General features: G+C 69.6%; 22 protein-coding genes. 7 read left to right on the plus strand and 15 right to left on the minus strand.

Annotation, left to right across the window (positions count from 1 at the left end):
• Positions 1-7: 7 nt before the first annotated feature.
• The 7 genes from PI990_RS15495 to PI990_RS15525 are packed head-to-tail and all read left to right on the plus strand — an operon-like array spanning position 8 to position 6113.
• Positions 8-433 (plus strand): ExbD/TolR family protein, encoded by a 426-nt coding sequence (locus tag PI990_RS15495; RefSeq protein ID WP_021221719.1) that lies wholly within the window; start codon positions 8-10, stop codon positions 431-433.
• A gap of 2 nt (positions 434-435) precedes the next feature.
• Positions 436-1164, plus strand: a complete 729-nt coding sequence (locus PI990_RS15500) for an energy transducer TonB family protein (RefSeq protein ID WP_184492168.1) — start codon at positions 436-438, stop codon at positions 1162-1164.
• A 35-nt stretch (positions 1165-1199) separates the two neighbouring features.
• Positions 1200-2894: a putative porin gene (locus PI990_RS15505; protein WP_271661198.1), complete on the plus strand. Its 1695-nt coding sequence runs from the start codon at positions 1200-1202 to the stop codon at positions 2892-2894.
• A 26-nt stretch (positions 2895-2920) separates the two neighbouring features.
• Complete coding sequence (locus PI990_RS15510) at positions 2921-3574, plus strand: DNA repair protein (RefSeq protein ID WP_271661199.1); 654 nt, start codon at positions 2921-2923, stop codon at positions 3572-3574.
• A gap of 49 nt (positions 3575-3623) precedes the next feature.
• Positions 3624-4106 carry a YbjN domain-containing protein gene (locus tag PI990_RS15515; RefSeq protein WP_271661200.1) on the plus strand — a complete coding sequence of 161 codons (483 nt, stop codon included), beginning with the start codon at positions 3624-3626 and terminating at the stop codon, positions 4104-4106.
• Between the two features lie 5 nt (positions 4107-4111).
• Positions 4112-5089 (plus strand): peptidylprolyl isomerase, encoded by a 978-nt coding sequence (locus tag PI990_RS15520; protein WP_271661201.1) that lies wholly within the window; start codon positions 4112-4114, stop codon positions 5087-5089.
• 52 nt (positions 5090-5141) lie between these two features.
• Positions 5142-6113 (plus strand): LysR family transcriptional regulator, encoded by a 972-nt coding sequence (locus PI990_RS15525; RefSeq protein WP_271661202.1) that lies wholly within the window; start codon positions 5142-5144, stop codon positions 6111-6113.
• A 537-nt stretch (positions 6114-6650) separates the two neighbouring features.
• Here the strand turns inward: PI990_RS15525 and PI990_RS15530 are convergent.
• From PI990_RS15530 to glgA, 15 genes are all read right to left on the minus strand, one after another.
• Positions 6651-7637 (minus strand): lysylphosphatidylglycerol synthase domain-containing protein, encoded by a 987-nt coding sequence (locus tag PI990_RS15530; protein WP_271661203.1) that lies wholly within the window; start codon positions 7635-7637, stop codon positions 6651-6653.
• Positions 7634-8854 (minus strand): cardiolipin synthase ClsB, encoded by a 1221-nt coding sequence (gene clsB, locus PI990_RS15535; RefSeq protein ID WP_043245504.1) that lies wholly within the window; start codon positions 8852-8854, stop codon positions 7634-7636. The genes PI990_RS15530 and clsB overlap by 4 nt, the downstream gene beginning before the upstream one ends.
• Complete coding sequence (locus tag PI990_RS15540) at positions 8851-9639, minus strand: endonuclease/exonuclease/phosphatase family protein (protein ID WP_271661204.1); 789 nt, start codon at positions 9637-9639, stop codon at positions 8851-8853. Before PI990_RS15540 ends, clsB begins: the two co-directional genes overlap by 4 nt.
• On the minus strand, positions 9636-10556 hold the full coding sequence (locus tag PI990_RS15545; RefSeq protein ID WP_271661205.1) for a DUF72 domain-containing protein: 921 nt from the start codon (positions 10554-10556) through the stop codon (positions 9636-9638). The genes PI990_RS15540 and PI990_RS15545 overlap by 4 nt, the downstream gene beginning before the upstream one ends.
• A gap of 13 nt (positions 10557-10569) precedes the next feature.
• Complete coding sequence (locus PI990_RS15550) at positions 10570-11856, minus strand: zinc-dependent alcohol dehydrogenase (protein WP_271661206.1); 1287 nt, start codon at positions 11854-11856, stop codon at positions 10570-10572.
• 414 nt (positions 11857-12270) lie between these two features.
• Positions 12271-12918 carry a glycosyltransferase gene (locus PI990_RS15555; RefSeq protein ID WP_271661207.1) on the minus strand — a complete coding sequence of 216 codons (648 nt, stop codon included), beginning with the start codon at positions 12916-12918 and terminating at the stop codon, positions 12271-12273.
• Positions 12915-13526, minus strand: coding sequence for a class I SAM-dependent DNA methyltransferase (locus PI990_RS15560; RefSeq protein ID WP_021221706.1), 612 nt, complete (start codon positions 13524-13526; stop codon positions 12915-12917). Before PI990_RS15560 ends, PI990_RS15555 begins: the two co-directional genes overlap by 4 nt.
• The gene (locus PI990_RS15565; RefSeq protein WP_271661208.1) at positions 13523-14278 is read right to left on the minus strand and encodes a PIG-L deacetylase family protein; all 756 of its coding nucleotides are present in this window, start codon (positions 14276-14278) and stop codon (positions 13523-13525) included. Before PI990_RS15565 ends, PI990_RS15560 begins: the two co-directional genes overlap by 4 nt.
• Positions 14275-15309: an acyl-CoA dehydrogenase gene (locus PI990_RS15570; protein ID WP_271661209.1), complete on the minus strand. Its 1035-nt coding sequence runs from the start codon at positions 15307-15309 to the stop codon at positions 14275-14277. The genes PI990_RS15565 and PI990_RS15570 overlap by 4 nt, the downstream gene beginning before the upstream one ends.
• A complete protein-coding gene (gene glgX, locus PI990_RS15575; RefSeq protein ID WP_271661210.1) occupies positions 15309-17435 on the minus strand; it encodes a glycogen debranching protein GlgX in 2127 nt (708 codons plus the stop codon). The genes PI990_RS15570 and glgX overlap by 1 nt, the downstream gene beginning before the upstream one ends.
• A 34-nt stretch (positions 17436-17469) precedes the next feature.
• Positions 17470-17805, minus strand: a complete 336-nt coding sequence (locus tag PI990_RS15580; RefSeq protein ID WP_271661211.1) for a DUF2934 domain-containing protein — start codon at positions 17803-17805, stop codon at positions 17470-17472.
• Positions 17802-20600: a malto-oligosyltrehalose synthase gene (locus PI990_RS15585; RefSeq protein WP_271661212.1), complete on the minus strand. Its 2799-nt coding sequence runs from the start codon at positions 20598-20600 to the stop codon at positions 17802-17804. The genes PI990_RS15580 and PI990_RS15585 overlap by 4 nt, the downstream gene beginning before the upstream one ends.
• A complete protein-coding gene (gene malQ / locus PI990_RS15590) occupies positions 20593-22677 on the minus strand; it encodes a 4-alpha-glucanotransferase (RefSeq protein WP_271661213.1) in 2085 nt (694 codons plus the stop codon). Before malQ ends, PI990_RS15585 begins: the two co-directional genes overlap by 8 nt.
• Complete coding sequence (gene treZ, locus PI990_RS15595; protein WP_271661214.1) at positions 22674-24440, minus strand: malto-oligosyltrehalose trehalohydrolase; 1767 nt, start codon at positions 24438-24440, stop codon at positions 22674-22676. Before treZ ends, malQ begins: the two co-directional genes overlap by 4 nt.
• Entirely contained in the window at positions 24440-25981 is a 1542-nt protein-coding gene (glgA, locus tag PI990_RS15600; RefSeq protein ID WP_031288567.1) for a glycogen synthase GlgA, read from the minus strand. The genes treZ and glgA overlap by 1 nt, the downstream gene beginning before the upstream one ends.
• Positions 25982-26036: the final 55 nt, after the last annotated feature.

The raw sequence follows: 26036 nt of genomic DNA on the forward strand, positions 1-26036 counted from the left end.
CGCAGCCATGGCCAACCTGAGCAGCAGCCATGACGACGACGAGGACGCCGCCGTCGACAGCATCAACATCACACCCCTGGTGGACGTGCTGATGGTGGTGCTGGTGATGTTCATCCTCACCGCCACCGCCCAGGTCTCGGGCATCCAGATCAACCTGCCCAAGGCCAGCGCGGCCATCTCCCTGGCGCAGCCGAAGACCAAGGCCATCTCGGTCAACGACGGCGGCCAGGTGTTCCTCGACGCCTACCCGGTGACCCTGCCGGAACTGGAGGACCGCCTGCGCACCGAGAAGGCGCTGAACCCCGACTTCCCGGTGATCGTGCGCGGCGACGCCACGGTGCAGTACCAGAAAGTCATCGAAGTGCTCGACCTGCTGCGGCGCCTGGAGCTTTCCCAGGTCGGGCTGGTCACCGGCAAACCGAACCAGGGCTGACCATGACCACCTTTCCCAGCAAGGGCCCGGACAGCGGGCTCGCCGAAGTCCGCAGCGCCGAGCCGAAATGGCGCCGGCCGCTGGTGTGGGGCGTGGGGGCGCTGGTCGCCGCCGGCCTCGCCTGGCTGCTCTGGCAGTGGGCCAACGACATGAGCGGCATACGCCGCGAGGCGCCGAAGATCCCCGCGATCATCCCGCTGCCACCGCCGCCGCCCCCACCGCCGGTGCAGGAGAAGCCGCCGGAGCCGGAAACCCCGGTGGAGGAGAAGATCGTCGAGCCGGAGCCCACCCCCGAGCCCGAAGAGGTCAAGCCGGAGGAAGAGGCGCCGCCGACACCCGCTGACGACCTGGCCAACCCCATGCAGATGGATGGCGACGCCCAGGCCGGTTCCGACGCCTTCAACATCGGCGCCGGCAAGGGTGGCGGCATGGCCGGCAGCGGCAGTGGGCGCCTGGGCAACGGCACCTACAGCCAGTTCCTCTCCTATGCCTTCCAGCGCCTGATGCGCGACAGCCCCGAACTGCGTTCGCTGGCGTTCCGCGTGAACCTGGAGGTGTGGATCAACCAGAGCGGCCAGGTCACCCGCGTGGAGCTGACCCGCTCCACCGGCGACCCGGAACTCGACGCCAAGGTGCTGGCCGCGCTGCGCGGCTCGCCGCCCCTGGAACGCCCGCCGGCCTCGATGTCGATGCCGGTCCGCCTCTCATTGCAAGGACGCCGGCCCAGCTAGGCCGCGCCACTCAAGAACAGCCAAGGAGTAGAACAATGATCTGCAGAATGAGCCGACTGGCGCTGGGGATTGGTGCCGTGGTCGCCGGCCTGGCCGGCCCGGTACTGGCGCAACCGCCGGCACCCTCGGAAAACGCCACCATCAACCTGATCCGCCTGCTGGTGCAGCAGGGCGTGCTCAAGCAGGACCAGGCCCAGGCGCTGATCCAGCAGGCCGAGGCCGAAGCCGTGCAGGCCCGCCAGGCTACCGCTTCCGCTCCGGCGGCCCCGGCCGGCGTACCGGGTGAGGTGCGTGTGCAATACGTGCCGGCCATCGTCCGCGACCAGATCCGTGACCAGGTCAAGGCTGAGGTCATGGCCCAGGCCAAGCAGGAAAACTGGGCCGCGCCCAACACCTTCCCCGACTGGGTGTCGCGCATCAGCCTGGAGGGCGACGTGCGCCTGCGCAGCGAGTCGCGCTACTTCGCCGACACCAACAGCGACCGCATCACCGACTTCGCGCGGCTCAACGACCGCGGCCCCTACGACGTCAACAAGAACACCAACACGCAACTGCCACCGCTGCTCAACACTCGCGAAGACCGCGAAAACCTGCTGCGCCTGCGGGCCCGCCTGGGCATGCGCGCGGTGCTTTCGCCGAGCTGGACGGCGGTCATGCGCGTCGGCACCGGCTCCGACAGCGGCCCGGTGTCCACCACCCAGACCCTGGGTGGCGGCTTCGGCAAGAAGGACCTCTGGCTCGACCAGGGCTACCTCGCCTACAAGCCCGACGAGCGCCTGACCCTCACCGGCGGGCGCATGCCCAACCCGTTCTACACCACCGACCTGCTGTACTCCGGTGACCTCAATTTCGACGGCCTGGCGGCGGTGTTCGACCAGCCGCTGGACCGCGACATGGGCCTGTTCGGCACTGTTGGCGCGTTCCCGGTGGAGTACACCTCCGACACCGCCAGCAGCAACGGCTTCGACAAGGAAAGCAGCGAGAACAACTGGCTCTACGGCGCCCAGTTCGGCGCCCGCTGGCAGCTGGATGCGGACAATAGCGTCAAGGGTGCGCTGGCCTACTACCGCTTCGACGATATCGAAGGCAAGCGCTCCAGCCCCTGCTCGCTGTACTCGGGGCAGCCGGCCTGCGACACCGACGAATCGCGCCCCGCCTTCATGCAGAAGGGCAACACCCTGATGCTGCTGCGCGACGTCGTCATCGACCCCACCCGGCCCACCACCACGCCGCAGCCGCAGTTCGTCGGCCTGGCCTCGGAGTTCAACCTGGTGGACCTCAACCTCGCCTGGGACACCGCGCTGTTCCACGACTTCAAGCTGCGCAGCCAGGCCCACTACGTGCGCAACCTCGGCTACGACGAAGGCGAGATGCGCAAGCGCTCCGCCGGCCAGCTGGCCAGCAACGTCGATGCCAACGGCAACATCGAAAGCGGCGATACCGCCTGGATGCTGCAGTTCACCCTGGGCAACGCCCTGGACCTGAAGAAGCACGGCGACTGGAACCTCTACGCCGGCTACAAGCGCATCGAACCCGACGCCCTGCCGGACGGCTTCAACGACTCGTCCTTCCACCTCGGCGGCACCAACGCCAAGGGCTGGTTCCTCGGCGCCAACTACGGCTTCGACAAGAACGTGGTCGGCAGCGTGCGCTGGCTGAGCGCGCAAGAGGTGTACGGCGCGCCCTTCGATATCGACGTCCTGCAACTGGAGGTCAACACGCGCTTCTGATGCGCGTGTGGCCAAGGAGCGAGAGCATGAACACCCGATCGCACACAACGCTGAAGCTGGGCCTGGCCCTGCTGCTGGGGGCTTGCGTCGCCAACTCGGCCTCGGCCGAAGGCATGGAGGAGCGCCTGCGCGCCCAGTTGCGCACCACCACCCAGCAACTGCAGGCGTTGCAGAGCGAACAGGCCCAGGCCGCCGCCGCGCGTACTGCGGCGGAAGGCCAGCTGACGGCCGCCCAGGCGCAGATCAAGCAGCTCACCGCCGAGCTGGCCAAGGCCAAGGGCCAGGCCGAGCAACTGAGCGGCCAGCAGGACAGCCTGCGCAACGCCGCCCAGGCCCAGGTGGCTGCCAGCAACGAGCAGGTGGGCAAGTTCAAGCAGGCCTACGAGGAGCTGCTGGGGCGTGCCCGTGGCATCGAGTCGGCCCGCGCCCAACTGGCCACCGACCTCGCCACTCGGGATGAGCAGGTGCAGCAGTGCACCACCAAGAACCAGCAGATGTACCAGGTGGCCAAGGGCATCCTCGAGGCCTACGAGAAGATCGACGTCAGTGATGTGATGAAGATCCGCCAGCCCTTCGCCGGCAGTGCCCGGGTGAAGTTCGAGGAGCTGGGGCAGGTCTACGGCGACGCGCTCTACAAGAACCAGTTCGACGCCGCCATGGTGCCCGCCACCGGGCAGTGATCCAGGACGCCGGCAGTGCCGGCGCCAACCGCAGACAAGGAGTAGCGCAATGACCGCAATCGACATGATCCACAGCATCAGCCCCGACCAGCTCACCGAGCGCCTGCGGGCCGCCGGCTACCGCGTCAACCGCACTGAACAGGGCGGCGTGGTGCAACTGCTCAGCGCCAGCCAGGGCATCGGCTTCGCCGTGCGCTTCGGCAACCCGGCCCAGGAGCCGGGCGCCTACCTCGACTACTGCTTCAGCTGCGCGCTGCGCATCCAGGGCGAGCTGCCGGCGGGCATGGCCGAGGTGTGGAACGCCACCCGCCGCTTCGCCCGCCTGTCGCGCCAGGGCGAGTTCCTCGTGCTGGAAATGGACGCCATCGTCGCCGCCGGGGTCAGCCCGCAGCACCTGCAAAGCCAGATGGAACTGTGGGACCGCCTGCTGCAGGAATTCATCGCCTACCTGCGCGACTACAGCCAGGCCATGGCCCGCGAGCAGGCCGCCGCCACCCCGGCGCCGGTCGAAACCGCAGACAGCGAGGCGTGAGCCGGATGAACGCCAAGGGCTGGATGCTCGGTTGCGGTGCACTTGCTGCCGTGGCGCTGGCCGTGGGCCTGGCCCTCGGGCTGCGCCCGGGCAGCGGCCTCGAGGCGGCGGTGCAGGCCGTGCCCGAGGTGCAGCAGGCGAAGGCGGCCAGCCAGGCCGCCCCTGCAGAGCGGGCAGTGGCGCGCCTGGGTGAACTGGCGCTGGGCGAGGGCGAACTGCAGGCGGTGCTGGACGGCCTGCCGGCGGCCAGCCGCGAGCAGCTGCGCGCCGACCGTGGCGCCCTGGAAGGCTGGATACGCGGGCGCCTGGCGGAGAAGGCCCTGTTGCAGCAGGCCCAGGCCCAGGGCTGGGAGGAGCGCCCGGAAATCCAGCGCATGACCCGCGCCGCCACCGAGCAGATCCTCCTGCGCACCTACCTGGAATCGGTGAGCCAGGTGCCTGCCGACTACCCCAGCGATGCCGAGTTGCAGGCCGCCTATGAGGCCGGCAAGGACAACTGGGTGACCCCGCCGCTGTACCGCGTCAGCCAGATCTTCCTCGCCGTCGGTCCCGGTGCGGCGGAAGAACAGGTGCGCAAGCAGGCCATCGAGCTGGCCCGCCGCGCGGCGGCGCCCAACGCCGATTTCGCCGCCCTGGCGCGCCAGTATTCCCAGGATGCCCGCACGGCCGAGCAGGGCGGCGACACCGGCCTGCAGCCGCTGCAGCAGTTCGTTCCGGCGATGCGCCAGGTGCTTGCCCGCCAACGGGTGGGCAGCGTCTCCGAGCCGCTGCGTAGCGACGCGGGCTACCACATCCTCAAGCTCACCGAGCAGCAGCCCGGGCGCAGCGCCAACCTCGACGAGGTGCGCGACCGCCTGCGCCAGGCCCTGCGTGCCCAGCGCCAGGAACAGGTGGCACGGGCCTACCTGGACGGCATGGTCAGCTCGGCGACCCTGAGCATCGACGGGGCGAGCCTCAACCAGGCACTGGAGAAGGGCCGCTGACACAGCGCCGGGCGGGAGGCCCGGCGCGCCGCAACCTTACGGAGGAGGGCATATGGCATTTCAGGAGAACGAACAGGCGACGACCCATGGCGCGGCCGTCGCAGGCGGGCATGCGGCGGACGACGGCTTCTTCGGCCTGGACGTGGAGGCGGCGCATTACTTCGTGGTGGCGGCCCGTTGCGGCTGCTTCATGCAGGCGGCGCGCAGCCTCAGCATCAAGCCGACGCTGCTGCGCAAGAAGCTCGGGTTGCTGGCCGCCTGGGCCGGGCACCCGTTGTTCCTGCACCAGGGCAACGCCCTGGTGCTGAGCCCCGAGGGCCGGCGCCTGCGCACCCAGCTGGTGGCGCGCCTGGCGGTGCTGTCGCCGGGCCTGGCGCAAAACGAAGACCAGCCCCTGGTGCGCATCGCCGTCGCCGAGCCGCTGCTGCACGACATCCTCGGCCGCGACCTGCTGGCCTTCCTCCGCCAGCACGCCAACGTGCGCCTGGAACTGGCGCGCCTGGACGAGGGCGAACCCCCCGCGCCGGACACCGACCTGCGCGTCTGGCTGGCCCCGCCCGACGACGTCGAACCCTGGCCGGGCTTCGCCAGCGCCCACCTGGAGTGCCTCGCCCAGCTGGAATACCTGCCCCACGTCGCCAAGCGCTACTCCCGCGAGACCAGCCGCCCGCGCAGCCTGGTGGAGCTGGAGGACTACATGCTCGTCGACCTGCAGGGCTACGCCGGCATCGATGCACTGCAACCCTGGAACCTGGCCATCGCCGAACGCCGCGCCGGCGTCACCCGGGTCAACTCCTATGAAATGCTCCGGCAGATGATCCAGTGGAGCGCCTGCATCGGCCTGTTGCCCCATTACGTCGGCCAGTTGGACAAGAACCTCATGGCCCTGCCGGCGCTGTTCGAACCGCGCATGGACATGCAGGCCTGGCTCGCCGTGCGCGCCGGCGAAGAAGAACGCGAGGAAGTCCGCCGCCTCATCGCCCTGGTGCATGCCGCCTTCGATGAGCGTCGGGATTGGTTCTAGCGGAATATGCGGATTGCTATCCGCCCCGGCCACATCGTTGCCTGGGGAATTTGAGCCCAGCTGTTTGTCGAGTTCTGGTGATGCTTTTGGTTTCGCCCACCCGGGCGAGTCTCTTTTGGCAATCGCCCCAAAAGAAACCAAAAGGGCTTGCCCCTCCATACGGGTTCGACTTCGTCGAACTTCCCTCACTCCATCATCGTTCCAGGGGCACGCCGCGAAGGGCCATCCCTGGCCCATCGCGGCTCTCGCGACATCCATGTCGCTCAACCCCTTACACGACGATTCGCTCGGCCTCCTGGGAAGGGGCGTTTGGCGGCTGCTCCAACTTTCTTAGCCTAATGCCCGAATGATGTACGCATCATCTCTAGGTGCGCGCAGCACACCCTACGTGGCGACGGCTTTCGTAGGGTGGATGACGCTCTTCTCATCCACCATCTGGCGGCACCGGCACCCCGGGAGCATCAGCATGGGTTTCGCTTCGCTGTACCCATCCTACGAAGCACCATGCCCGTAGGATGGGTAGAGGTACGAAACCCATCAATTCCCTGGCTCCGGGGCATTCGGCTTGCTCGTGTGAGTCCAATCCCGCTTGCGGATCTGCTTGGCACGGCGTTCGAGCACGAGATAGACCACGCAGGCGATGGCCAGGGGCAGGAGGAAGTAGATGGCCCGGTAGCCGATCAGCGCGGCGAGGAGGGTGCCCTTGGACATCTGGTGCTGCATCAGCGCGATGAACACCGCCTCCAGCACGCCGAGCCCGGCGGGGATGTGGGTGATGACCCCGGCGATGCTGCTGATCAGCAGGATGCCGAGGATGGACGGGTAGAAGGCCTCCTTGGGCAGCAGGATCCAGATCAGCGCCGCCATCAGCGACCAGTTGAGCATGCCCAGGCCGACCTGGATCAGCGCCATGCGCAGGCTCGGCAGGGTCAGCTCCTGGTCGCGGAAGTGCCAGTTGCGGCGCTTGGAGAAGCGGCAGGCGGCCAGGTAGGCGAGGGCGGCCGCGACCAGGGTGAAGCCGATCGCTTGCAGGCCGGTCTCGCCGATCTTCCAGCCCTCGGGCAGGTCCACCAGGCGCAGGGAGAACACGCAGCCGGCCAGCAGCATGTAGCCCAGCCAGTTGGTGATCAGGCTCAGGCTGAGCACCTTGGTGATGGTCGGCACATCCAGCCCCAGGCGCGAGTAGAGGCGGTAGCGCAGGGCGATGCCGCCCACCCAGGAGCTGAGGTTGAGGTTGAAGGCGTAGCAGACGAAGGTCACCGGGATGGTCTGCCAGGCCGGCAGCTTGTGCGCGGTGTAGTGGCGGCCCACCAGGTCGAAGCAGCAGTAGGTGGCGTAGCTCGCCGCGCAGGCCAGGCCGGCCAGGGCCAGGGTGGTGGCGCTGTAGTTGGTGATGGCCTGGCGCACTTCCTGCCAGTCGAGGTTCTTCACCAGCATGAACAGCAGCACCGGCACCAGGCAGAAGAAGAACGCGGTCAGGCCGCGCTTGGCCCAGGTCTTCCAGGTGGCCTTGCCTGCGCTCATGAGCTCTTCTCCTGCTCGTAGACCGGCTCGGCGCCGGCCTCTTCCAGGGGCTGCAGCGACTTGATGCGCGGCGAGTGGGCCGGGAACCAACCGGCGATCGCCGGGAAGTGACGCAGGAAGTGGAAGCTGAGGAAGATCAGCGGCGCCCGCCACCAGTGGCCGCGGGTGATGCGCTGCAGGGTCACGCGTTTGCACTTGGCGTCGGCGAGCTGCTGCAGGTGGTCGTGCAACTGCTGGTTGAAGGCCGGGTCGCGGATGATCAGGTTGGCCTCCAGGTTCAGCGACAGGCTCAGCGGGTCGAGGTTGCTGGAGCCCACCGTGGCCCATTCGCTGTCCACCAGCGCCACCTTGCCGTGCAGCGGCCGCTGGCAGTATTCGTGGATCACCACGCCGTCGCGCAGCAGGTAGTTGTAGAGCAGTCGCGAGCACAGGCGCACCAGGGGCATGTCCGGCTGGCCCTGCATGATCAGCGTCACCTGCACGCCACGGCGGGCGGCGTTGCGCAGCTCTCGCAGCAGGCGATAGCCGGGGAAGAAATAGGCATTGGCCACCACCAGCCGTTGCCGGGCCGAGCGCAGGGCGCGCAGGTACTGCTCCTCGATGTCGTTGCGATGGCGCTCGTTGTCGCGGATCGATAGCAGCATGCGCGCCTGCCCGGCCGCGCGGTTTTCCGGCGATTCCGGCAGCAGGCTATGCACCTCGCTGGCGCTGTGGGCCAGCAACTGGCTGCAGGCGTGGTGCAGGTCGCAGACGATGGGCCCACGCACCGCCACGGCGTAGTCCTGCTTGGCCATGGGGCCGAAGTCGGCGAGGTGGTCGGCGCAGAAGTTGATGCCGCCGATGAAGCCCAGCTCGCCGTCCACCACCACCAGCTTGCGGTGCAGGCGGCGGAACAGGTTGGTGCGCAGGCCCAGTACCCGGGGGCGCGGGTCGAACATGTGCAGGTTGACGCCGGCCTCGGTCATCTCGCGGATGTAGCGGGTGCCGAGGTCGGCGGTGCCGTAGCCGTCCACCGTCAGCTCCACGCGCACGCCGCGCCGGGCGGCGGCGATCAGGGTCTCCTTGAGGCGCAGGCCGACCTTGTCCTCGAAGACGATGAAGGTCTCCAGCAGCACTTCGTGGCGGGCCTTGTCGATGGCCTCGAACACTGCGGGGAAGAAGTCCTCGCCATTGATCAGCAACTCGACCTGGTTGCCTTCACGCCAGTCGAATTTCACAGGTGCACCTCCACAAGCAAAGGGGCGTGGTCGGACAGGTGGGACCAGGGTCGGCGCAGCAGCACCTGGGGCGAATGGCTGGTGGCGTTGCGCACGTAGACGCGGTCCAGGCGCAACAGCGGCCAGCGTGCCGGGAAGCTGCGTGCCGGGGTGCCATAGGCATTGGCGAAGGCCTCGACCATGCCGCGGCTGGCGAGGATGTCGTCGGCGCGCACGCGCCAGTCGTTGAAGTCGCCCGCGACTATCACCGGCGCCAGGGGCGGCAGGCTGTCGAGCAGGCGGCAGAGCAGTGCCAGTTGCTCGCGGCGATGGGCTTCGCGCAGCCCGAGGTGCACGCACACGGTGTGCACCTCGCGGTGGCCGGGCACATCGAGCACCGAATGCAGCAGGCCGCGTTCCTCGTTGCCGGCGATGGACACGTCCAGGTTCTCGTAGCGCAGGATGGGGAATTTCGACAGCAGCGCGTTGCCGTGGTCGCCTTCCGGGTACACCGCGTTGCGGCCGTAGGCGAAGTCGGTCCACATGCTGTCGGCGAGGAATTCGTACTGCGGCGTCGGCGGCCAGTTCCTGAAGCGCCTGGCGTGGGATTGGTGGGTGCCGAGCACCTCCTGCAGGAACACCAGGTCGGCGCCCAGGGTGCGCACGGCGTCGCGCAGCTCGGGGAGGATGAAGCGCCGGTTCAGCGCGGTGAAGCCCTTGTGGGTGTTCACCGTGATGATGCGCAGCTGGTGCACGGCCGGCAGCAGGTCGGTGGCGGGCAGCGGGGCGGTGGTGACGGTATTCACAGGTCGGCTCCTTCCAGGGCCTGGCCGGGTTCGGTCTGCAGGTGCGTGGCCAGTTTGAGGGTCTCCAGCAGGTGGCGCGCGTCGTAGGGGGCGCGCACCTTGATGTCGTTGTCGAAGTAGCAATACACATCGCGGCTGGCGCGTTTTGCGGGGGGCTCGGCGCTGATCAGCCGGGCGTCGTCGGGCTGGCCGCCCTGGCTCCAGGCTTCGATCCGCTTCTTCCAGGCCTTCAGCGCGGCGGGCGAGTAGCCGCTGGCGTAGAGCTGCTTGTCGCCGTGCAGGCGCATGTAGACGAAGTCGCTGGTGAGGTCTTCGGCGTAGGGCCACTTTTTCGCCGTGTCGGCGACCACCAGGGCCACCCCGTGCTGGCGCAGCAGGGCGATGAAGGCCTCGTCGCGGAAGCTGTCGTTGCGGATCTCCACCGCATGGCGCAGGGGCCGGCCCTTGGGAATGTCGAGGTAACCGGCCTGGTGCAGGCGCGCATCGCTGTGGCGGGCCAGGGTCCGGGCGGCGTCACTGTCCCTGGGCAGCAGGGCGAGGAAGTCGGCGAACAGCGCGGGATCGAAGGCGAAGCTGGGCGGGAACTGCCAGAGCAGCGGCCCGAGCTTGTCGCCCAGGTGGAACAGCCCCGAGGCCATGAAGTTGGCCACCGGCTGCTGCACGTCGCGCAGGCGCTTCACATGGGTGATGTAGCGCGGTGCCTTGACGCTGAAGAGGAAGTCCTCGGGGGTGTCGGCGGCCCAGCCGGCGTAGCGCTCTGGGGTTTGCAGGGCATAGAAGGAGCCGTTGATCTCGATGCTGTTGACCGCCCGCGAGGCGAAGCGCAGCTCCTTCTTCTGCACCAGGCCCTTGGGGTAGAAGTCGCCGCGCCAGGGGGCGTAGCGCCAGCCGGAAATGCCGATACGGATCTCTGCCATCACCGCGTCCCCGTTAACGAGCCTGGCCCTTGGATGCGGACAGGGTCCGTTCCAGCTGTTCCTCGCCTTTGATGATCTCCTCGCCGCTGTCGCCGGCCGGCTGCTGCCGTTGCGGGTGCAGCTCCACCTTGATCCAGCCGTTCTCGCGGCGGTCGAAGGCCTTGAAGGCTTCGATGGCATCGCTCATGGGTTTGACCTGGGTGAGGATCTTCGCCGGGTCCACGCGCTTGTTCAGGGTCAGCTCGATGAGCGTGGGGATGTACTTGCGGTGGTGGCAGTTGCCCATGTTGATGGTGAGGTTCTTGTTCATCGCCAGGCCGATGGGGAAGCTGCGCGCCTGCTGCGGGTAGACGCCGATGATCGACAGCGTGCCGGCCTTGGCCAGCCCCTCGACGGCCCACTGCAGCGCCTGGCTCGGGGCATCGCCGGGGTGCCAGTTATCGCCGTCGGGATGGGTGCGCGGGGTCAGCTCGGCCATTTCCCGGCGCATGCGACCGGCGCCGTGGTGGTCGTGGCAGGCGTGCTCGGCGTCCACGCCCACGGCGTCGATGGCGCGGTCGACGCCGATGCCGTCGGTGAGGCGACGCAGGGTCTTCACCGGGTCTTCCAGATCGAAGTTGATCACCTCGGCGCCTTGCTGGCGGGCCATGTGCAGGCGGTCGTCGAGGTGGTCGATGGCGAACACCCGGGCGGCCCCCAGCAGCTTGGCGCTGGCGATGGCGAACTGGCCCACCGGGCCGCAGCCGAACACCGCCACTGTGTCGCCGGGGGTGATCTCGGCCATCTCCGCGCCGAAGTAGCCGGTGGGGAAGATGTCCGACAGCAGGATGGCCTGGTCGTCGCTGATTTCGCTGGGCAGCTTGATCAGGCCGATGTTGGCGTAGGGGATGCGCGCCTTCTCCGCCTGCAGGCCCTGGAAGAGCCCGGTGGTCTTGGGGCCGCCGTAGAAGGCGGTGCCGGCCTGCTTGCCGTTGGGGTTGGCCAGGTCGCACTGGGCGTAGTACCCGGCGCGGCAATAGGAGCAGTTGCCGCAGGCGATGGTGGAGGGCACCACCACCCGGTCGCCGATCTGCAGGTTGCGCACGTCGCTGCCCAGGGCCTCGACTATGCCGACGCCCTCGTGGCCAAGGATGGTGCCCTTGACCATGCCGCTGACGGTGCCGCGCACGAAATGCAGGTCGGTACCGCAGATGGCCGAGGCGGTGAGGCGGATGATGGCGTCGGTGGGAGCCTGGAGGGTGGGCTCGGGGACATCGTCGAGGCGGATGTCACCTACGCCATGGAATACGACTGCCTTCATGGAGGGCTCCTGTTCGGGGCCGGGCCGCTGTTCGTCGGCGACCAGGCATGGGAAACGGCAGGCGCCGGAGCGGCACCTGTGCTAGTTCCGACTGGGCGGCATAGGAGCGGTTCAGGTTTTCTGCCCGTTGGGCTCGTGGCGCAGCCCGGGCTTAGGCCCGGCGTGTGGGGTGACACCGATCGCGACTGAATCCGCTTGTGCACGGGCGGCGCTGCGCACCGCTTGGCGAATGAATTCGCCCCTACAGGTGCAGGAGTCCCGGGAGGCACGGTGCAGCGCCGTAGGGTGTGCTGCGCGCACCTGGGAAGACGGCGCGCACACCGATGTGAGGCCCGGGGCATCGATGGTGGGGCGGCGGGTAGGCCGGGTGAAACCCGGCGTGCGGTGTGGCATCGATCGCGAGTGGGCTCGCTGCTACAGCAACCCGCGCAGGAACTCCGCGAAGCCTTCCGGGGCGCGGGCGTCGAGGCGGGCGCTGGTGTGCACGGCGGGGCGGCTGCTCCAGGAGATGCGCGCGCCGCTGCGTTCGAAGGCGCGCACCAGGTGCAGGTCCTCGTGGGCGGCCAGGGGCGGGAAGCCCCCGGCGCGCAGGTAGGCCTCGGCGCTGAAACCGAGGTTGGCGCCGTGCACGTGGCGGTGGTCGTCGTGCTGCTGGTAGTGGGCGTGGTAGCGCGCCTGGGCGTCGAGGTGGATGCCGTCCCACTGGGCGATGCGCACGGTGCCGCAGACCACATCGGCACCCAGGGCCAGCTGCGCGGCCAGCCAGTTGGCGCCGGCGATGCTGTCGGCATCGGTGCAGGCGATCCAGCGCGCGCCTCGGTCCAGCAGCCAGCGCACGCCGGTGGCGCGGGCCTGGCCGACGTTGCGCGCATCGATGGCCAGGGTGGCGATGCCGGCGGCCTCGGCGATGGCGGCGGAGCCGTCGCTGCAGGCGTCCAGCACCGCCAGCACCTGGACGGTTTCGCCGCCGAGTTCGGGGTGCGCGGCGGCCTGCAGCACCGAGTCGATGCAGGCGCCCAGCAGCTGTTCCTCGTCATGCACGGGGATGACGACGCCGATCATGCTTCGCGCTCCCGCAGCCCTTCGCGCTCGGCCACCGAGGTGGCGTCGTGGCACCAGACCTCCAGCAGCAGGTCGGGCTCCTCGTGGCGCAGCAGGCGCGGCATGCCGAGGCCTTCATGCAGGCGCGCGTGGACCTGGTCGCCGGTCAGCGGGCAGCCTTCGATCACCGGGCGCCAATGGCAGGCGAGCAGGGTGCCGCCACGGTTCAGGGCCCGTAGCGCGCATCCGATCAGGCGTTCGAGGTCGGCGGCGTCGAGGTAGTAGCACAGCTCGCTGAGGACGATCAGGTCGAAGCGCCCGCTGGGCCATTGCTCCGGCAGGCGCGCCTGCTGCAGGCGCACGTTGGGCTTGTTGGCCAGGCGCTGGGCGGCCAGCTCGATGGCGCGGCCGGAGGTGTCGCAGCACAGCAGGTCATGGCAGCGGTCGGCCAGGCGCAGGCTCAGCTCGCCGTTGCTGCAGCCGGGCTCGAAGACCTTGTCGTAGAAGCCGCGGGGCAGGGCGGCCAGCACCAAGTTGCGCTTGCGCTTTTCGTACCAGCGCTTGCGGAAGGCCCAGGGGTCGCGGCTGTCCTGGTAGAGCGTGTCGAAATAGCTGTCGGCCACGCTCACAGGAAGACCAGCTCGAAGGGTTGCTGCAGGCGTTCCAGGCTGGCGGGGGTGAGCACCGGCTGGCCGCCGTCCGGGTCCGCGTACAGCTGGCTGGCGAAGGCCTGCACGGCATGGCGCTTGCGGGCCAGGGTCCAGTTGTCCAGTTCCACCTTGCGCGCACGTTCCCAGGGGATGCGCGGGTCCTCGGGGGCGGCCCAGTGCCAGGCCCAGATGGGCACTTCATGGACCAGCGCGCCGACTTCCATGCCGGCTTCGAGCGTGGCCAGGCCCACCGCCTCGTGATCGGCGTGGCCGTCCTCGCGCCAGGTGGTGAAGACCACGTCCGAGGGTTGCAGGTAGGTGGTGAGGAAGCGCTTGAGCTCGCCCAGGTGGCGCTCGACGCCGGTGTCCGGGAAGCCGCCGCGCAGCCATTTCAGCTCGGCCACGGGGATGCCCAGCCGGTGCAGCGCCTCGGCGCTCTCCTGGGGGCGCACGATGCCGAGGCGGTGCGCCGTCCAGTAGGGCGAGCCGGGGTGGCTGGCGCTGCCGTCGGTGACCGAGATCAGCAGCACCTGGCGGCCCAGCTGGAACAGCAACTGCAACAGGCCGCCGCAGCCGAGCACCTCGTCGTCCGGGTGCGGGGCGACGATCACCGCGCGGGCTTCCGGCGGCACCAGGCGCTCGCAATCGATGCTGGGCACCAGGCCCAGGTGGTGCGAGGCGTTCCAGGCCTGCAGCGGCGTTCCGTCGCCATGGATGAGGTGGGCTCTCATGGCATCCAGCTCCCTTGTGGGGCCAGGGCGGCGAGGCGACCGAGTGCGGCGAGGTCGCGCTCGGCGTGGCTCTGGCGGAGGTACACCGGCAGGTCGGCGAGCAACCTGGCCAGGTAGGGGTCGAGGCAATAGGGGGCCGCGCCCAGGGCGTGGCCGACATGCAGGAGGGCCGCTTCGGCCGCGCTTTCGCAGAGGGCGCGCAGGCGGCGCACCTGGCCTTCGGCGTCGGCGCGTGGGTGGCGGTCGATCCAGGCGGCGCATTCGCGCAGGGCGCAGGCCGCCCCATGCAGGTGCGCGTCCAGGGCGCCCAGGTGGGCCAGGGCGTGGGGTTCGTCATGCTTGGCACAATGGCGGCGCAGGGCCTCGCCCAGGGCCTGGGCGGCGCCGAACCAGCAGGTGGCGATGCCGGCGCCCCCGTGCCAGAAGCCGGGGCGCTCCAGGTAGCCTCCGGCGGCGCCGATGCAGTGGGCGCGGGCCTGCTCGAAGTGCACCGCAACGCTGCCGGTGGCGGCCATGCCCACCGCGTTCCAGCCGCCTTCGCCGACGCGCACGCCGGGCTGGTCCAGGGCCACGGCCACCAGTTGCTGCCGGCCTTCCTCGTTCCAGCCGGTGAGCAGCGCGTGGCTGAGCACGGCGGCACCCGAGCACCAGGCCTTGGTGCCATCCAGGCGCACGTCCTGCTGCGAGGTGCGGGCGTTGATGCGCACCCGTGCCTGGGGCGGTTCGGCGGCCCAGACGCCCCAGGTGCTGCCGGCCGGCGGAGCGTCGGCGCCCAGTTCATGGAGGATGGCCAGGGCGTCGGTGTGGCCTTCGTAGAGCTTGCACAGGCCCAGGTCGCGGGCAGCGACCCGGGCCAGGGCCTGCCAGCGCGCCAGGGTGGCGCCCGCGCCGGGCAACGGCAGGCGGTCGAGGCCCGCCGCCACCAGTGCGGCCAGGCGATGACCGAGTTCGCGGGCGTCGGCGCCCGGGCACGGGTGTTCCGCCAGGCACCCTTCCAGGCGCTCGGCAGGAACGGCCGGGGCACCCTGCATCAGCCGATCTCCCGTTGCAGCTCGAAGAGCAGCAGCGAGCGGTTGGTGAGGGTGAACTCGGTGTCGAACTCGAAGCGCTCCAGGGAGCGTTCGTCGGGGCGGTTGGTGTCCAGCAGCAGGGTCCAGGCGGTGCCCTGGGCGACCTCCGGCAGGCGAAAGTTGACCACGTCATGGTGGGCATTGAGCAACAGCAGCAGGGTGGCGTCGGCACCGCTCTTGCGGATGCCGGTGGGTTGCGCGCGTCCGTCCAGGAGCATGCCCAGGCAGCGGGCGTTGCCGTCCTGCCACTGTTCCTCGGTCATCTCGTTGCCGCAGGGCGACAGCCAGGCGACGTCCTTGACCCCGAGTTCTTCGTTGTACTCGCCCACCAGGAAACGGCCCCGACGCAGGATCGGGTAGGCACGGCGCAGGCTGATCAGCCGGCGGGTGAAGTCCAGCAGGCTGCGGCCCTCGTCGTCGAGTTCCCAGTCCACCCAGCCCAGTTCGTTGTCCTGGCAGTAGACATTGTTGTTGCCCTGTTGGGTGCGGCTGAACTCGTCGCCCGCCACCAGCATCGGCGTGCCCTGGGAGAGCAGCAGCGTGGCCATCATGTTGCGCATCTGGCGCAGACGCAGCGCGCGGATGTCGGCGTCGTCGGTGTGGCCTTCGACGCCATGGTTCCAGGAGTAGTTGTTGTCGCTGCCGTCGCGGTTGCCTTCGTCGTTGGCCTCGTTGTGCTTGTGGTCGTAGCTGACCACGTCACGCAGGGTGAAGCCGTCGTGGGCGGTGACGAAGTTGACCGAGGCGTAGGGCCGCCGGCCGCGCTGGTTGAACAGGTCGCCCGAGGCGGTGAGGCGGCTGGCGAGCCCGGCGATCTGCCCGCCATCGCCGCGCCAGAAGGCCCGCACGGTGTCGCGGAAGCGGTCGTTCCATTCCACCCAGCCGGGCGGGAAGCCGCCCACCTGGTAGCCGCCGGGGCCGCAGTCCCAGGGTTCGGCGATGAGCTTGAGCTTGCTCAGCACCGGGTCCTGGCGGCAGGCGACGAGGAAGCCGTGGCGTTCGTCGAAGCCGTGGGGGTGGCGGCCGAGGATGGTGGCGAGGTCGAAGCGGAAGCCGTCCACGTGCATCTCGGTGGCCCAGTAGCGCAGCGAGTCGGTGACCATCTGCAGCACGCAGGGGTGGCTGAGGTCGAGGGTGTTGCCGGTGCCGGAATCGTTGATGTAGTGGCGGCGGTTGTCGGGCATCAGCCGGTAGTAGGTGGCGTTGTCGATGCCGCGCATGCTCAGGGTCGGGCCCAGCTCGTTGCCCTCGGCGGTGTGGTTGTAGACCACGTCGAGGATCAGCTCCAGGCCGGCGTCGTGCAGGTGCGCGACCATTTCCTTGAACTCGTTGATGTGGCCGCTGGCGAGGTAGGCAGCGTGGGGCGCGAAGAACGCCAGGCTGTTGTAGCCCCAGTAGTTGTTCATGCCCTTTTCCAGCAGGTGCTGGTCGTTGACGAAGCCGTGGATCGGCAGCAGCTCGATGCTGGTGATGCCCAGGGAGCGGATGTGCTGCAGCAGCTCGGCGTTCATCAGCCCGGCGCAAGTGCCGCGCAGGTGCTTGGGCACCGCCGGGTGGCGCATGCTGGTGCCGCGCAGGTGGGCCTCGTAGATGACCGTGGCATCCCAGGGCACTCGCACCGACTTGTGCTCGGGCCAGGTGAAGGCCGGGTCGATGACCTTGGACTTGGGCACGAAGGCAGCGCTGTCGCGCTCATCGAACGACAGGTCGCCGTCCTTGTGGCCGATGGTGTAGCCGAACAGCGCCTCGGACCAGCGTAGCCCACCCACCAGTTGGCGAGCGTAGGGGTCCACCAGCAGCTTGTTGGGGTTGAAGCGGTGGCCGGCGTCGGGCTCGTAGGGGCCGTGCACGCGGTAGCCATAGATCTGCCCGGGGTGGGCGTCCGGCAGGTAGCCGTGCCAGATCTCGTCGGTGTATTCGGGCAGTTCGATACGTTCCAGTTCCTGTTCGCCCTTGGCGTCGAACAGGCAGAGTTCCACCTTGGTGGCATGGGCGGAAAACAGCGCGAAGTTCACCCCCAGCCCGTCCCAGGTGGCGCCCAGGGGGAAGGGGTGGCCTTCGGTTATCCGTGAGCGTTGCCTGCTCATTGGGTGGTTCTCCTCATAGGGCGTTCAGTGCGGTTCAGGCCTTGGATGGCTTGGGTGCGGTTTTGGTGGCGCGGGGTTTCTTCAGCAGTGCCGGTTTCTCTTCGGCGGCGGCCTTGCTGGTTCGGGGCTTGCGCGCTGCCGGCGGAGCGGTGATGGCTTCGGGGTCAGCGGCAGCCGCGGCCTTGGCCGGCACTTCCTTGGGCTTGTTCACGCGCCGTGGCTTGGGCGCTGGCGGGCGCTCGCCCCGGGTTTCCGATTCGGCGAGCTTGCGCGCCATCTCCCAGTGGCGCGCTTCCTGGCCGCTGGGTTTGCCTTCCGATTCCCAGATCTGGTAGGCGAATTCGCGGATGCGCTGTTCATCTGCACTCATGGCTGCTGCTCCTGATGGGGTCTGAAACACAAGAGGTTGACGGGGAAGTCGGCCAGCGCCTCGGACAGGGCGATGCACCCTTCGATGGGGTGCAGCGGCGCCCGGGAGAACACGCCGGTCAGCGGGCTGTCGCCGATGGCGGCGGGCAGCACCACGCGGGTGTCGGCCCAGCGTTCGGGCGGAATATGGGGGGTGACGGCCTCGCCCAGCAGCTCGCTGGCCAGGCGCGGGACCAGCACCACCAAGTAGTCGCCACCCAGGCTGCGGGCGAAGGCCAGCACCTGCCCGGCGTGGGCGCCTTCCACCTGCAAGGGCTGGTAGTCGCCCCGGGCGAACAGATCGGCGCGGGCGTAGCGCACCGACAGCACGGTCGCGATCAGCGCTTGCTTGATGCGGCCATCACGCCAGGACGCGATCAGCCCGGGCTGGTCGGCCAGCTCGGTGAGGGCGTCGATGCGCCGGGCGAAATCCACTTCGCGTCGGTTGTCCGGGTCCACCAGGCTGAAGTCCCAGAACTCGGTGCCCTGGTAGAGATCGGGGATGCCCGGCGTGGTCATGCGCAGCAGGCACTGGGCCAGGCCGTTGAGGGCGCCGGCGGGGGCGATGGCGTTGGCCGCCGCGGCGATCTCGATGCGCAGCTCGCGGGCGGTGTCGCGGGCCAGCAGGTCATGCAGGAAGGTGCGGCAGGCCACTTCATAGGCGGCGTTGGGTGCGCTCCAGCTGCTGTGCAGCTTGGCCTCGCGCAGGGCCTTTTCCTGCCAGCGCAGCAGGCGCTCCAGGTAGGCGTTGAGGGCGTGGCGGTCGTCGGCGTCCAGGTCCAGCGGCCAGCTGCCGAGCAGGCACTGGTAGAGCATCAGCTCGTCGGCTGCGCTGGGCGCGCCCTGGTTGTCCAGCACCTCGCGCAGCGGCGTGGCCAGGCGGCGCCAGTGCTCGCAGCGGGCGGCGAACCAGGCGGAGCGTTCGCTGAGCACCGCCAGGCGTGCGCGGTTGTCTTCGCCGCGCTTGTGGTCGTGGGTGGCAGTGGTCAGCAGGTTGCCGGGGAAATGCTGCGAGCGTGCCAGGCACTGGGCGTGGAAGTCACCGACCGGGCCGCTGAACTGCTGCGGGTCGAAACCCACGTCGTTGCGCGAGAGCAGCACCGCCGAGCGGTAGCAGGCGGTGTCTTCCACCGCCTTGGCCGCCGCTGGCGAGGTGAGCTGCTGAAAGCGCGCGAGCACCTTGCGCCGCAGCGTGCGCTGCGGCCCCGGCGGCACCTCGCGCAGGGGCTGGCCGCCCAGCCAGCGGTCGAGGTGCTGCAGCAGGGGCTGGTCGGCTTCGCCCAGGGTGCTGCGGGCGCCGGCCAGGGCCTGCTCGAAGACCCGCCGGTCCTGTTCGGAGCGGCCGAGGGCGCCGGCATAGGTGCGGTACACCGGGAAATGCACGATGAGCTCCAGCAGCGCGCGGCGGATGGCGCCCAGGGTCAGGTCGCGGGTGGCGATGTCCTCGCGGGCCACCAGCAGCAGGTTCTGCGCGAGGTTTTCCAGGTCGCCCGCCAGGGAGCTGGTGAGCACCAGTTGGCGGGCTTCGCGCACCTCGTCCTCGAAGCGCCCGGAGCGGCCGCTGAGGGTGCTCCACAGGGCCGTGAGCTGCAGCTCGCCCAGGGGCGAGTGCTGCAGCAGCGACACCTGGTTCATGAATTCGTAGCCGGTGGTGCCGTCCACGAGCCAGTCGCGGGACAAGCACTCCCCGGGGCCGAGGATCTTCTCCACGTAGATGGGGAAGTGCTGGCCGAGCAGGGCGCGCGGACGCTTGTCCAGCAGGCCCTCGACGCGCCGGCGCAGGCGGCGGCAGTAGCCGCGCGGGTCGGCCAGGCCGTCGATGTGGTCGATGCGCAGGCCGTCCACCAGGCCGGCTTCGATCAGCTCGAAGACCTTGGCGTGGGTGGCCTCGAACACCTCGGGGCGTTCCACCCGCAGGCCGCCCAGCTCGTTGATGTCGAAGAAGCGCCGCCAGTTGATGTCGTCGGCGGCGGTGCGCCAGCTGGCCAGGCGGTAGTGCTGGCGCTCCAGCAACTGGTGCAGGCGTTCCAGGCCCTCGGGCGTGTCGGGGTGGTAGCGCTCCAGGGCGCGCAGCAGGGGCTCGTCGCTGGGCGCGGCGGCGGCCAGCTGGCGGCGCAATTCACCGGCCTGTTGCCAGGCCTCGGGCTGCCCCTCCAGGGCCTCGAAGCGCGCGGCCAGCTCGGTGAGCGTGGGGGCATCGCTGGCCCGCAGCAGCTCGCCATAGCTGGGCGGGGTGAGGGGGAAGCGGTGGTCGAAGTGCTGGGCATAGAGGCTGCCGCTGTCGGCGTCGTAGCGCAGGGCGATCTCCCCGGCGGCCAGCACCTCGCCATAGTCGCTGCGCAGGAAGGGCACCAGCAGCTGGCCGCGCAGCAGCGGATCGTGGGAGCGCCACTGGATGTCGAAGAACTGCGCGTAGGGGCTGCCACGGCCCCATTCGAGGACGTCGAGCCACCAGGGGTTGTCGTCGCCGCCCACGGCCATGTGGTTGGAGACGATGTCGAGGATCAGCCCCATGCGCTGTTCACGCAGGGCGGCGACCAGGCGCTTGAGCGCCGCCTCGCCGCCCAGCTCGGGGTTGACCCGGGTGGGGTCGACCACGTCGTAGCCGTGGGTGGAGCCGCTGCGCGCGGTGAGCAGCGGCGAGGCGTAGAGATGGCTGATGCCCAGGCGCGCGAAGTAGTGCACCAGGGGCACCGCGTCGTCGAGGGTGAAGCCCCGGTGGAACTGCAGGCGCTGGGTGGCGCGGATCTCACTCATGGCCCTGGTCCTCCACCTGGCGGCGTGCTTCGTCGAGGCGGTGCAGGCGTCGCTCGGCGGCGGGGCCGTCGAGCATGGTCGCGGCGGGTTCCGCCCAGCGCCGCCGCCAGTTGGGGTGGTGGTCACCGGGGCCGGGCAGGTTGGGCTGTTCGTCGCTGCCCATCACGTCTTCCAGGGGCAGCAGCACCAGGGGCGCGGGGGTGCGGCCGATGAAGCCGATGCAGGCATCCAGCTGCTCGTCGTTGTCGCGTTCGCCCTGCAGCGCCTGGGACTGGTCGCTGGCGTAGAGCGCGGTGGTCAGGGCGAGCTTTTCCCGGGCGCGGGTTTCGCGGTCGCCGTGGCTGTGCTCGGCGCTGCGCTGGCCGGTGATTTCGCGCCACTCGATATCGCGGCCCAGCAGCCAGCCGCGCATGCTCGGCAGGTCGTGGGTGGTGGTGGTGGCGAGGGCGTCGCGGGGCCAGCTGTGGGGCGGCAGGAAGCGGCCGTCGCTTTGCTCGAAGAGCAGCACGCGCATGCCGAGGATCATCCGCTGCGCCAGTTCCTCGCGCAGGCCGGCGGGCACGGTGCCGAGGTCTTCGCCGATGACCAGGGCGCGGTGGCGGAAGGATTCCAGCGAGAGCAGGCGCAGCAGGTCCTGCAGCGGGTAGTTGAGGTAGGCGCCGGCTTCCGGCGGCGCGCCCTGGGGCAGCACCCAGAGGCGCTTGAGGCCCATCACATGGTCGATGCGGATGCCACCGGCGCGGGCCAGGTTGGCCTGGAGCATCTCGATGAAGGCGCGGTAGCCTTGGCGTTGCAGCCCTTCGGGGGAGAAGGCCGAGACGCCCCAGCTCTGCCCGGAGCGGTTGAGGATGTCCGGCGGCGCACCCACGGTCACGGCGGGCAGCAATTCGGCCTGGCGCGCCCAGGCCTGGCTGCCGGCGCCGTCGGCTCCCACGGCGAGGTCGGCGATCAGGCCGATCTTCATGCCGGCGCCACGGGCGGCGCTCTGCACCCGATCCAGCCCCCGGGCCACCAGCCACTGGCAGAAGGCGTGGAAGGTGACTTCCTGTTCGTGCTCGGCGGCGAAACGCTGCACGGCCTCGTGGTGGGGGTCGCGGTATTGCTCGGGCCACACGCGCCAGTCGGTGGGCAGGCCGCTGCGGCTCATGAAACCGTGCAGGGCCTCGAAGCGGCAGTGTTGCAGCAGGGCATCGCCGCCGTGCTGGCGGAAGCTGGCGAAGTCGGCGCTGAAGGCGTTCTCCGGGCCGGCGAAGCCCGCGAACAGCTGGCGCAGGATGGCCTGGCGGCTGGCGGCCACGGCGGGCCAGTCGATCAGCGGCTCGGCCTCCAGGCGCGCCAGTTCGGCGCCCAGGCCGCTGGCGCTGATGGCTTCCTGCAGGGCGCGTTCACCGAGGATGCAGCCGGGGGCGGCGTGCAGCACGTTGAACAGCAGGCGGCTGGAAGGCGAGTAGGGGCTGTAGGTGTAGCTGTTGGCGCTGAACATGGCGTGCACCGGGCTCAGGGCGATGGCATCGGCGCCCTTGGCCGCGGCGCTGCGGGCCAGTTCCTCCAGGGCCTGGGTGTCGCCGAGGCCACCGTCGCCGGGGCGGCGCAGGGAGTACAGCTGGGCGGTGAGGCCCCAGATGTGGCGGCGCTGGTGGTCGCTGAGCTGGGCCACGCTCTGGCAGGCCGGTGGCGCCACGGCCAGGGTCAGGGCCTGGTCGCCGATCAGCAGGCGCTGGTAGCCACAGGCGGCGATGGCGGGCAGGCGGCCTTCGTGGTCGAGGCGGGCGTCGATCCGGGCGCCATCCTCCAGCTGCAGCTGGAAGGGGGTACCGGCGGCGAAGTGGCGGGCCAGGGACAGCGGCTGGCCCTGGTCCAGGGTCAGCAGCGGGGCGAGGGCGGCCTGGCTGCGCTGCTGTTCGAGGTGGGCAAGGGCGGCGTGCAACTGCTGCTCGCTCTGCGCCGGGTAGCCGAGGGCTTCGAGCAGCGCGCGCTGGGCCTCGGGCGCCACCTGCTGGGGGCGGCCGTCGGCGTCGGTCCAGTGGATGCTGAGGCCGGCGGCACCGGCCAGTTCGGCCAACAGGGCGTCGCTCATGCGCTGTCCTCCAGGGTTACGGCGACGCTGCGCGCGGCCAGCAGGCCCTGGCGGTAGTCGTCCAGGTCCATGCGGTGGGAAAAGATCACCCGCGCGCCTTCACGGGGCAGCGGGGCGCGTACCGGCTCGGCGGCGAGGTTGAGGTCGATGCGCAGCAGGCTGCCGTCGCCCAGGCGCCAGCTGGCCGAGACGGCCTTTTCCTCCAGCACCCGGGTGCCGATGGCCTGGCTGCCGGGCAGGCGCGGCACCAGATGCGCGTGGCGCAGTTCCAGCAGGCGCCGGTAGTACACGCGCCAGGCCTGCTGGGCGGGCTCGGTGCAGGTGGCGCAGTCGGGAATGGAGCCGGTGAAGGTGCCCAGGGCGTTGGGGTCGGGGATGCTCTGGCGGATCTGCTCGTCGGCGAACACCGTGAACTCGCGGAACTCGTTGCGCCGACCGTCGCGCACCGCGCGGCCCAGTTCCTCGTTGTGCGAGGTGAAGAACAGGAAGGGCTGGCGTGAGCCCCATTCCTCGCCCATGAACAGCAGCGGGATCATCGGGCTGAGCAGCAGCAGGGCAGTGGCGGCCTTGAGTTCGTCGGGCTCGGCCAGGCTCGCCAGGCGTTCACCAAAGGCGCGGTTGCCCACCTGGTCATGGTTCTGCAGGAACAGCACGAAGGCGGTGGGCGGCAGGTGCACGCTGGGTTCGCCGCGCAGGTGGCCGCGGCGGGTGGCCTCGCCCTGGTAGACGAAACCCTCGCCCAGGCAGCGCGCCAGCTTGCTGGTGGAATCGCTGGCGAAGTCGGCGTAATAGCCCTCGCGCTCGCTGGTGAGCAACGTGTGCAGCACGTTGTGGCCGTCGTCGTTCCACTGCGCGTCGTAGCCCTGTTCCAGCAGGCCGGCGTCGTTGTCTTCGTTCTCCAGCACCAGGTGCAGGTGGCGGCCGTTGCCGGCGGCCGCGCGCAGGCGGCTGGCCAGTTCGGTGAGGAAATCCTTCTCGGCGATGGCGTGCACGGCGTCGAAGCGCAGGCCGTCGACCCGGTAGTCGAGCACCCACATCAGGGCGTTCTCGCAGAAGAAGTCGCGCACCTGCACCTGGCGGAAGTCGATGGCCGGGCCCCAGGGCGTCTGCCGTTCGGCATTGAAGAAGGCGCTGGCGTACTGGCCGAGGTAGTTGCCGTCGGGGCCGAAGTGGTTGTAGACGACGTCGACGAACACCATCAGGCCCAGGCCATGGGCGCTGTCGATCAGCCGCTTCAAGGCTTCCGGCGTGCCGTAGGTGCTGTCGGGGGCGAAGGGCAGCACGCCGTCGTAGCCCCAGTTGCGTGCGCCGGGGAACTCTCCCAGGGGCATGAGTTCGATGGCGGTGACGCCCAACTCCTTGAGCCCGGGCAGCAGGGCCTCGACCCGGTCGAAACCGCCCAGCAGGCCGACGTGCAGCTCGTAGATCACCGCCTCGTGCCAGGGCCGCCCGCGCCAGTCCGGGTGGCGCCAGCGGTAGGCCTCGGGGTCGACCACCCGGCTGAAACCGTGGGGGCCGTCCTCCTGGGCCCGCGAAGCCGGGTCGGGCACCCGCAGGCGCTCGTCGATCAGGTAGCGGTACAGGGTGCCCGCGCCCAGGGGCAGGCGGCTGCAATGCCAGCCTTCGCCGTGGGCACGCAGCGGGTGGCGACTGCCGTCGGCCAGTTCCACTTCGACGAAGCGGGCGTCGGGTGCCCAGAGGGCGAAGCGCGTGGTGCCGTCCTCCTCGAGCAGCGCCCCATGGCTGCGCGTGAGGGGAAACATCAAGCCGGGCCCTCCGCCTGCAGCGCCACCGAGGTGGCCTTGAGCAGCCGCTTGTAGAGCCGGTCGTAGGGCTTCACCGATTGCCGCCAGTAGAGCGGCGAGGCCATGGCCTGGCAGCGCATGGCGTTGAGCAGCTCGGGGTGGCGGTAGACGTTGAGGGCGCGCTGCACGGCATCCAGGTAGCTGGCGGCATCGGCCTCGCGGAACAGGAAGCCGGTGACACCATCCTCGATGGTGTCGGCCAGGCCGCCGGTGCGCCGGGCGATGGGCAGCGAACCGAAGCGCTGGGCGTACATCTGGCTCAGGCCACAGGGCTCGAAGCGCGAGGGCATGAGCAGGAAGTCGCTGCCGGCAAACATGCGCCGGGCGTCGGTCTCGTTGAAGCCCACGTGCACGCCGATGCGCCGCGGGTGGCGCTGGGCGAGGTCCTGCATGGCCGCTTCCAGGGCCGGTTCGCCCCGGCCGATGATGGCCATGCGACCGCCGCCTGCGACGATGGCGTCGGCGATCTCCAGGGTCAGGTCGATGCCTTTCTGCTGCACCAGGCGCGAGACCACGGCGAACAGCGGGCCGTCCATGGGCTCCAGGTCGAAGAGCTTCTCGACGTATTCGCGGTTCTCGCGTTTGCCCTGCCACAGCTGGGCGCTGAAGCTGGCCACCAGGTGCTCGTCGGTGCGCGGGTCCCAGCTTTCGTCGATGCCGTTGGTGATGCCGCTGAGCTGGCCCTGGTCGACACGGTGCTTGAGCATGCCTTCCAGGCCGCAGCCGAAGTCCTCGGTGGTGATCTCGTGGGCGTAGTTCTCGCTCACGGTGGTCACGTGGTTGGCGTGGGCGATACCGGCCTTGAGGAACGACAGCTTGCCGTAGAACTCCATGCTCTCGTGGCTGCAGGCTTCCGGCGGCAGGCCCAGTTCGGGGCTGCATTGCGGGTCGATCAGGCCCTGGTAGGCGAGGTTGTGGATGGTGAACACGCTGGGTGTGGTCTGCCCGCGCCAGGCCATGTAGGCCGGGGCGAGGCCGGCGGGCCAGTCGTTGGCGTGGATCAGCTCCGGACACCAGCTGAGGCACGCGGTGCCGGCGGCCAGCTCGGCGGCGGCCAGGCCCAGGCGGGCGAAGCGGATGTGGTTGTCCGGCCAGTCGCGGCCGTTGGCGTCGCCGTAGGGCGTGCCTTCGCGCTCGTAGAGCTCGGGGCAGATGATCACGTAGACGATCAGGCCGTCGGGCAGGTCCATGCGGCCGATGCGGCAGGCGGGCAGGGCGGCGTGCCCCGGCACCCGGCCGATCACGCGGATCGGGTGGCCGCTCTCCAGCACCTGTCGGTAACCGGGGATGAGGACGCGAACGTCATGTTGGGAAGCCAGGGCACGGGGCAAGGCAGCAGAAACGTCCCCCAGGCCGCCGACCTTGACCAGGTCGGCGAACTCCGAGGTGACGAAGAGAATTCTTTTCTTGTTGGTGTGCAGGCTTTCAACATGCAGCTGGGGGCGATTGGTCATGGAACTCAAACCCCCGAGCTGAGCGCTCGCTACAGCATTTCCCATATCATCCTCCGCTATCCGAGATTCCCTGATACGGGGATGCCGTCCTCGCCACCCA

It is taken from the genome of Pseudomonas sp. TUM22785 (assembly GCF_028198105.1).
GTDB lineage: Bacteria > Pseudomonadota > Gammaproteobacteria > Pseudomonadales > Pseudomonadaceae > Metapseudomonas > Metapseudomonas solani.

Excerpts from the sequence above, each read along its gene's own strand:
- PI990_RS15495 (WP_021221719.1), top strand. The coding sequence starts at position 8 with ATGGCCAACCTGAGCAGCAGCCATGACGACGACGAGGACGCCGCCGTC.
- PI990_RS15500 (WP_184492168.1), top strand. The coding sequence starts at position 436 with ATGACCACCTTTCCCAGCAAGGGCCCGGACAGCGGGCTCGCCGAAGTC.
- PI990_RS15505 (WP_271661198.1), top strand. The coding sequence starts at position 1,200 with ATGATCTGCAGAATGAGCCGACTGGCGCTGGGGATTGGTGCCGTGGTC.
- PI990_RS15510 (WP_271661199.1), top strand. The coding sequence starts at position 2,921 with ATGAACACCCGATCGCACACAACGCTGAAGCTGGGCCTGGCCCTGCTG.
- PI990_RS15515 (WP_271661200.1), top strand. The coding sequence starts at position 3,624 with ATGACCGCAATCGACATGATCCACAGCATCAGCCCCGACCAGCTCACC.
- PI990_RS15520 (WP_271661201.1), top strand. The coding sequence starts at position 4,112 with ATGAACGCCAAGGGCTGGATGCTCGGTTGCGGTGCACTTGCTGCCGTG.
- PI990_RS15525 (WP_271661202.1), top strand. The coding sequence starts at position 5,142 with ATGGCATTTCAGGAGAACGAACAGGCGACGACCCATGGCGCGGCCGTC.
- PI990_RS15530 (WP_271661203.1), bottom strand. The coding sequence starts at position 7,637 with ATGAGCGCAGGCAAGGCCACCTGGAAGACCTGGGCCAAGCGCGGCCTG.
- PI990_RS15545 (WP_271661205.1), bottom strand. The coding sequence starts at position 10,556 with ATGGCAGAGATCCGTATCGGCATTTCCGGCTGGCGCTACGCCCCCTGG.
- PI990_RS15550 (WP_271661206.1), bottom strand. The coding sequence starts at position 11,856 with ATGAAGGCAGTCGTATTCCATGGCGTAGGTGACATCCGCCTCGACGAT.
- PI990_RS15555 (WP_271661207.1), bottom strand. The coding sequence starts at position 12,918 with ATGATCGGCGTCGTCATCCCCGTGCATGACGAGGAACAGCTGCTGGGC.
- PI990_RS15565 (WP_271661208.1), bottom strand. The coding sequence starts at position 14,278 with ATGAGAGCCCACCTCATCCATGGCGACGGAACGCCGCTGCAGGCCTGG.
- PI990_RS15570 (WP_271661209.1), bottom strand. The coding sequence starts at position 15,309 with ATGCAGGGTGCCCCGGCCGTTCCTGCCGAGCGCCTGGAAGGGTGCCTG.
- glgX (WP_271661210.1), bottom strand. The coding sequence starts at position 17,435 with ATGAGCAGGCAACGCTCACGGATAACCGAAGGCCACCCCTTCCCCCTG.
- PI990_RS15580 (WP_271661211.1), bottom strand. The coding sequence starts at position 17,805 with ATGAGTGCAGATGAACAGCGCATCCGCGAATTCGCCTACCAGATCTGG.
- PI990_RS15585 (WP_271661212.1), bottom strand. The coding sequence starts at position 20,600 with ATGAGTGAGATCCGCGCCACCCAGCGCCTGCAGTTCCACCGGGGCTTC.
- malQ (WP_271661213.1), bottom strand. The coding sequence starts at position 22,677 with ATGAGCGACGCCCTGTTGGCCGAACTGGCCGGTGCCGCCGGCCTCAGC.
- treZ (WP_271661214.1), bottom strand. The coding sequence starts at position 24,440 with ATGTTTCCCCTCACGCGCAGCCATGGGGCGCTGCTCGAGGAGGACGGC.
- glgA (WP_031288567.1), bottom strand. The coding sequence starts at position 25,981 with ATGGGAAATGCTGTAGCGAGCGCTCAGCTCGGGGGTTTGAGTTCCATG.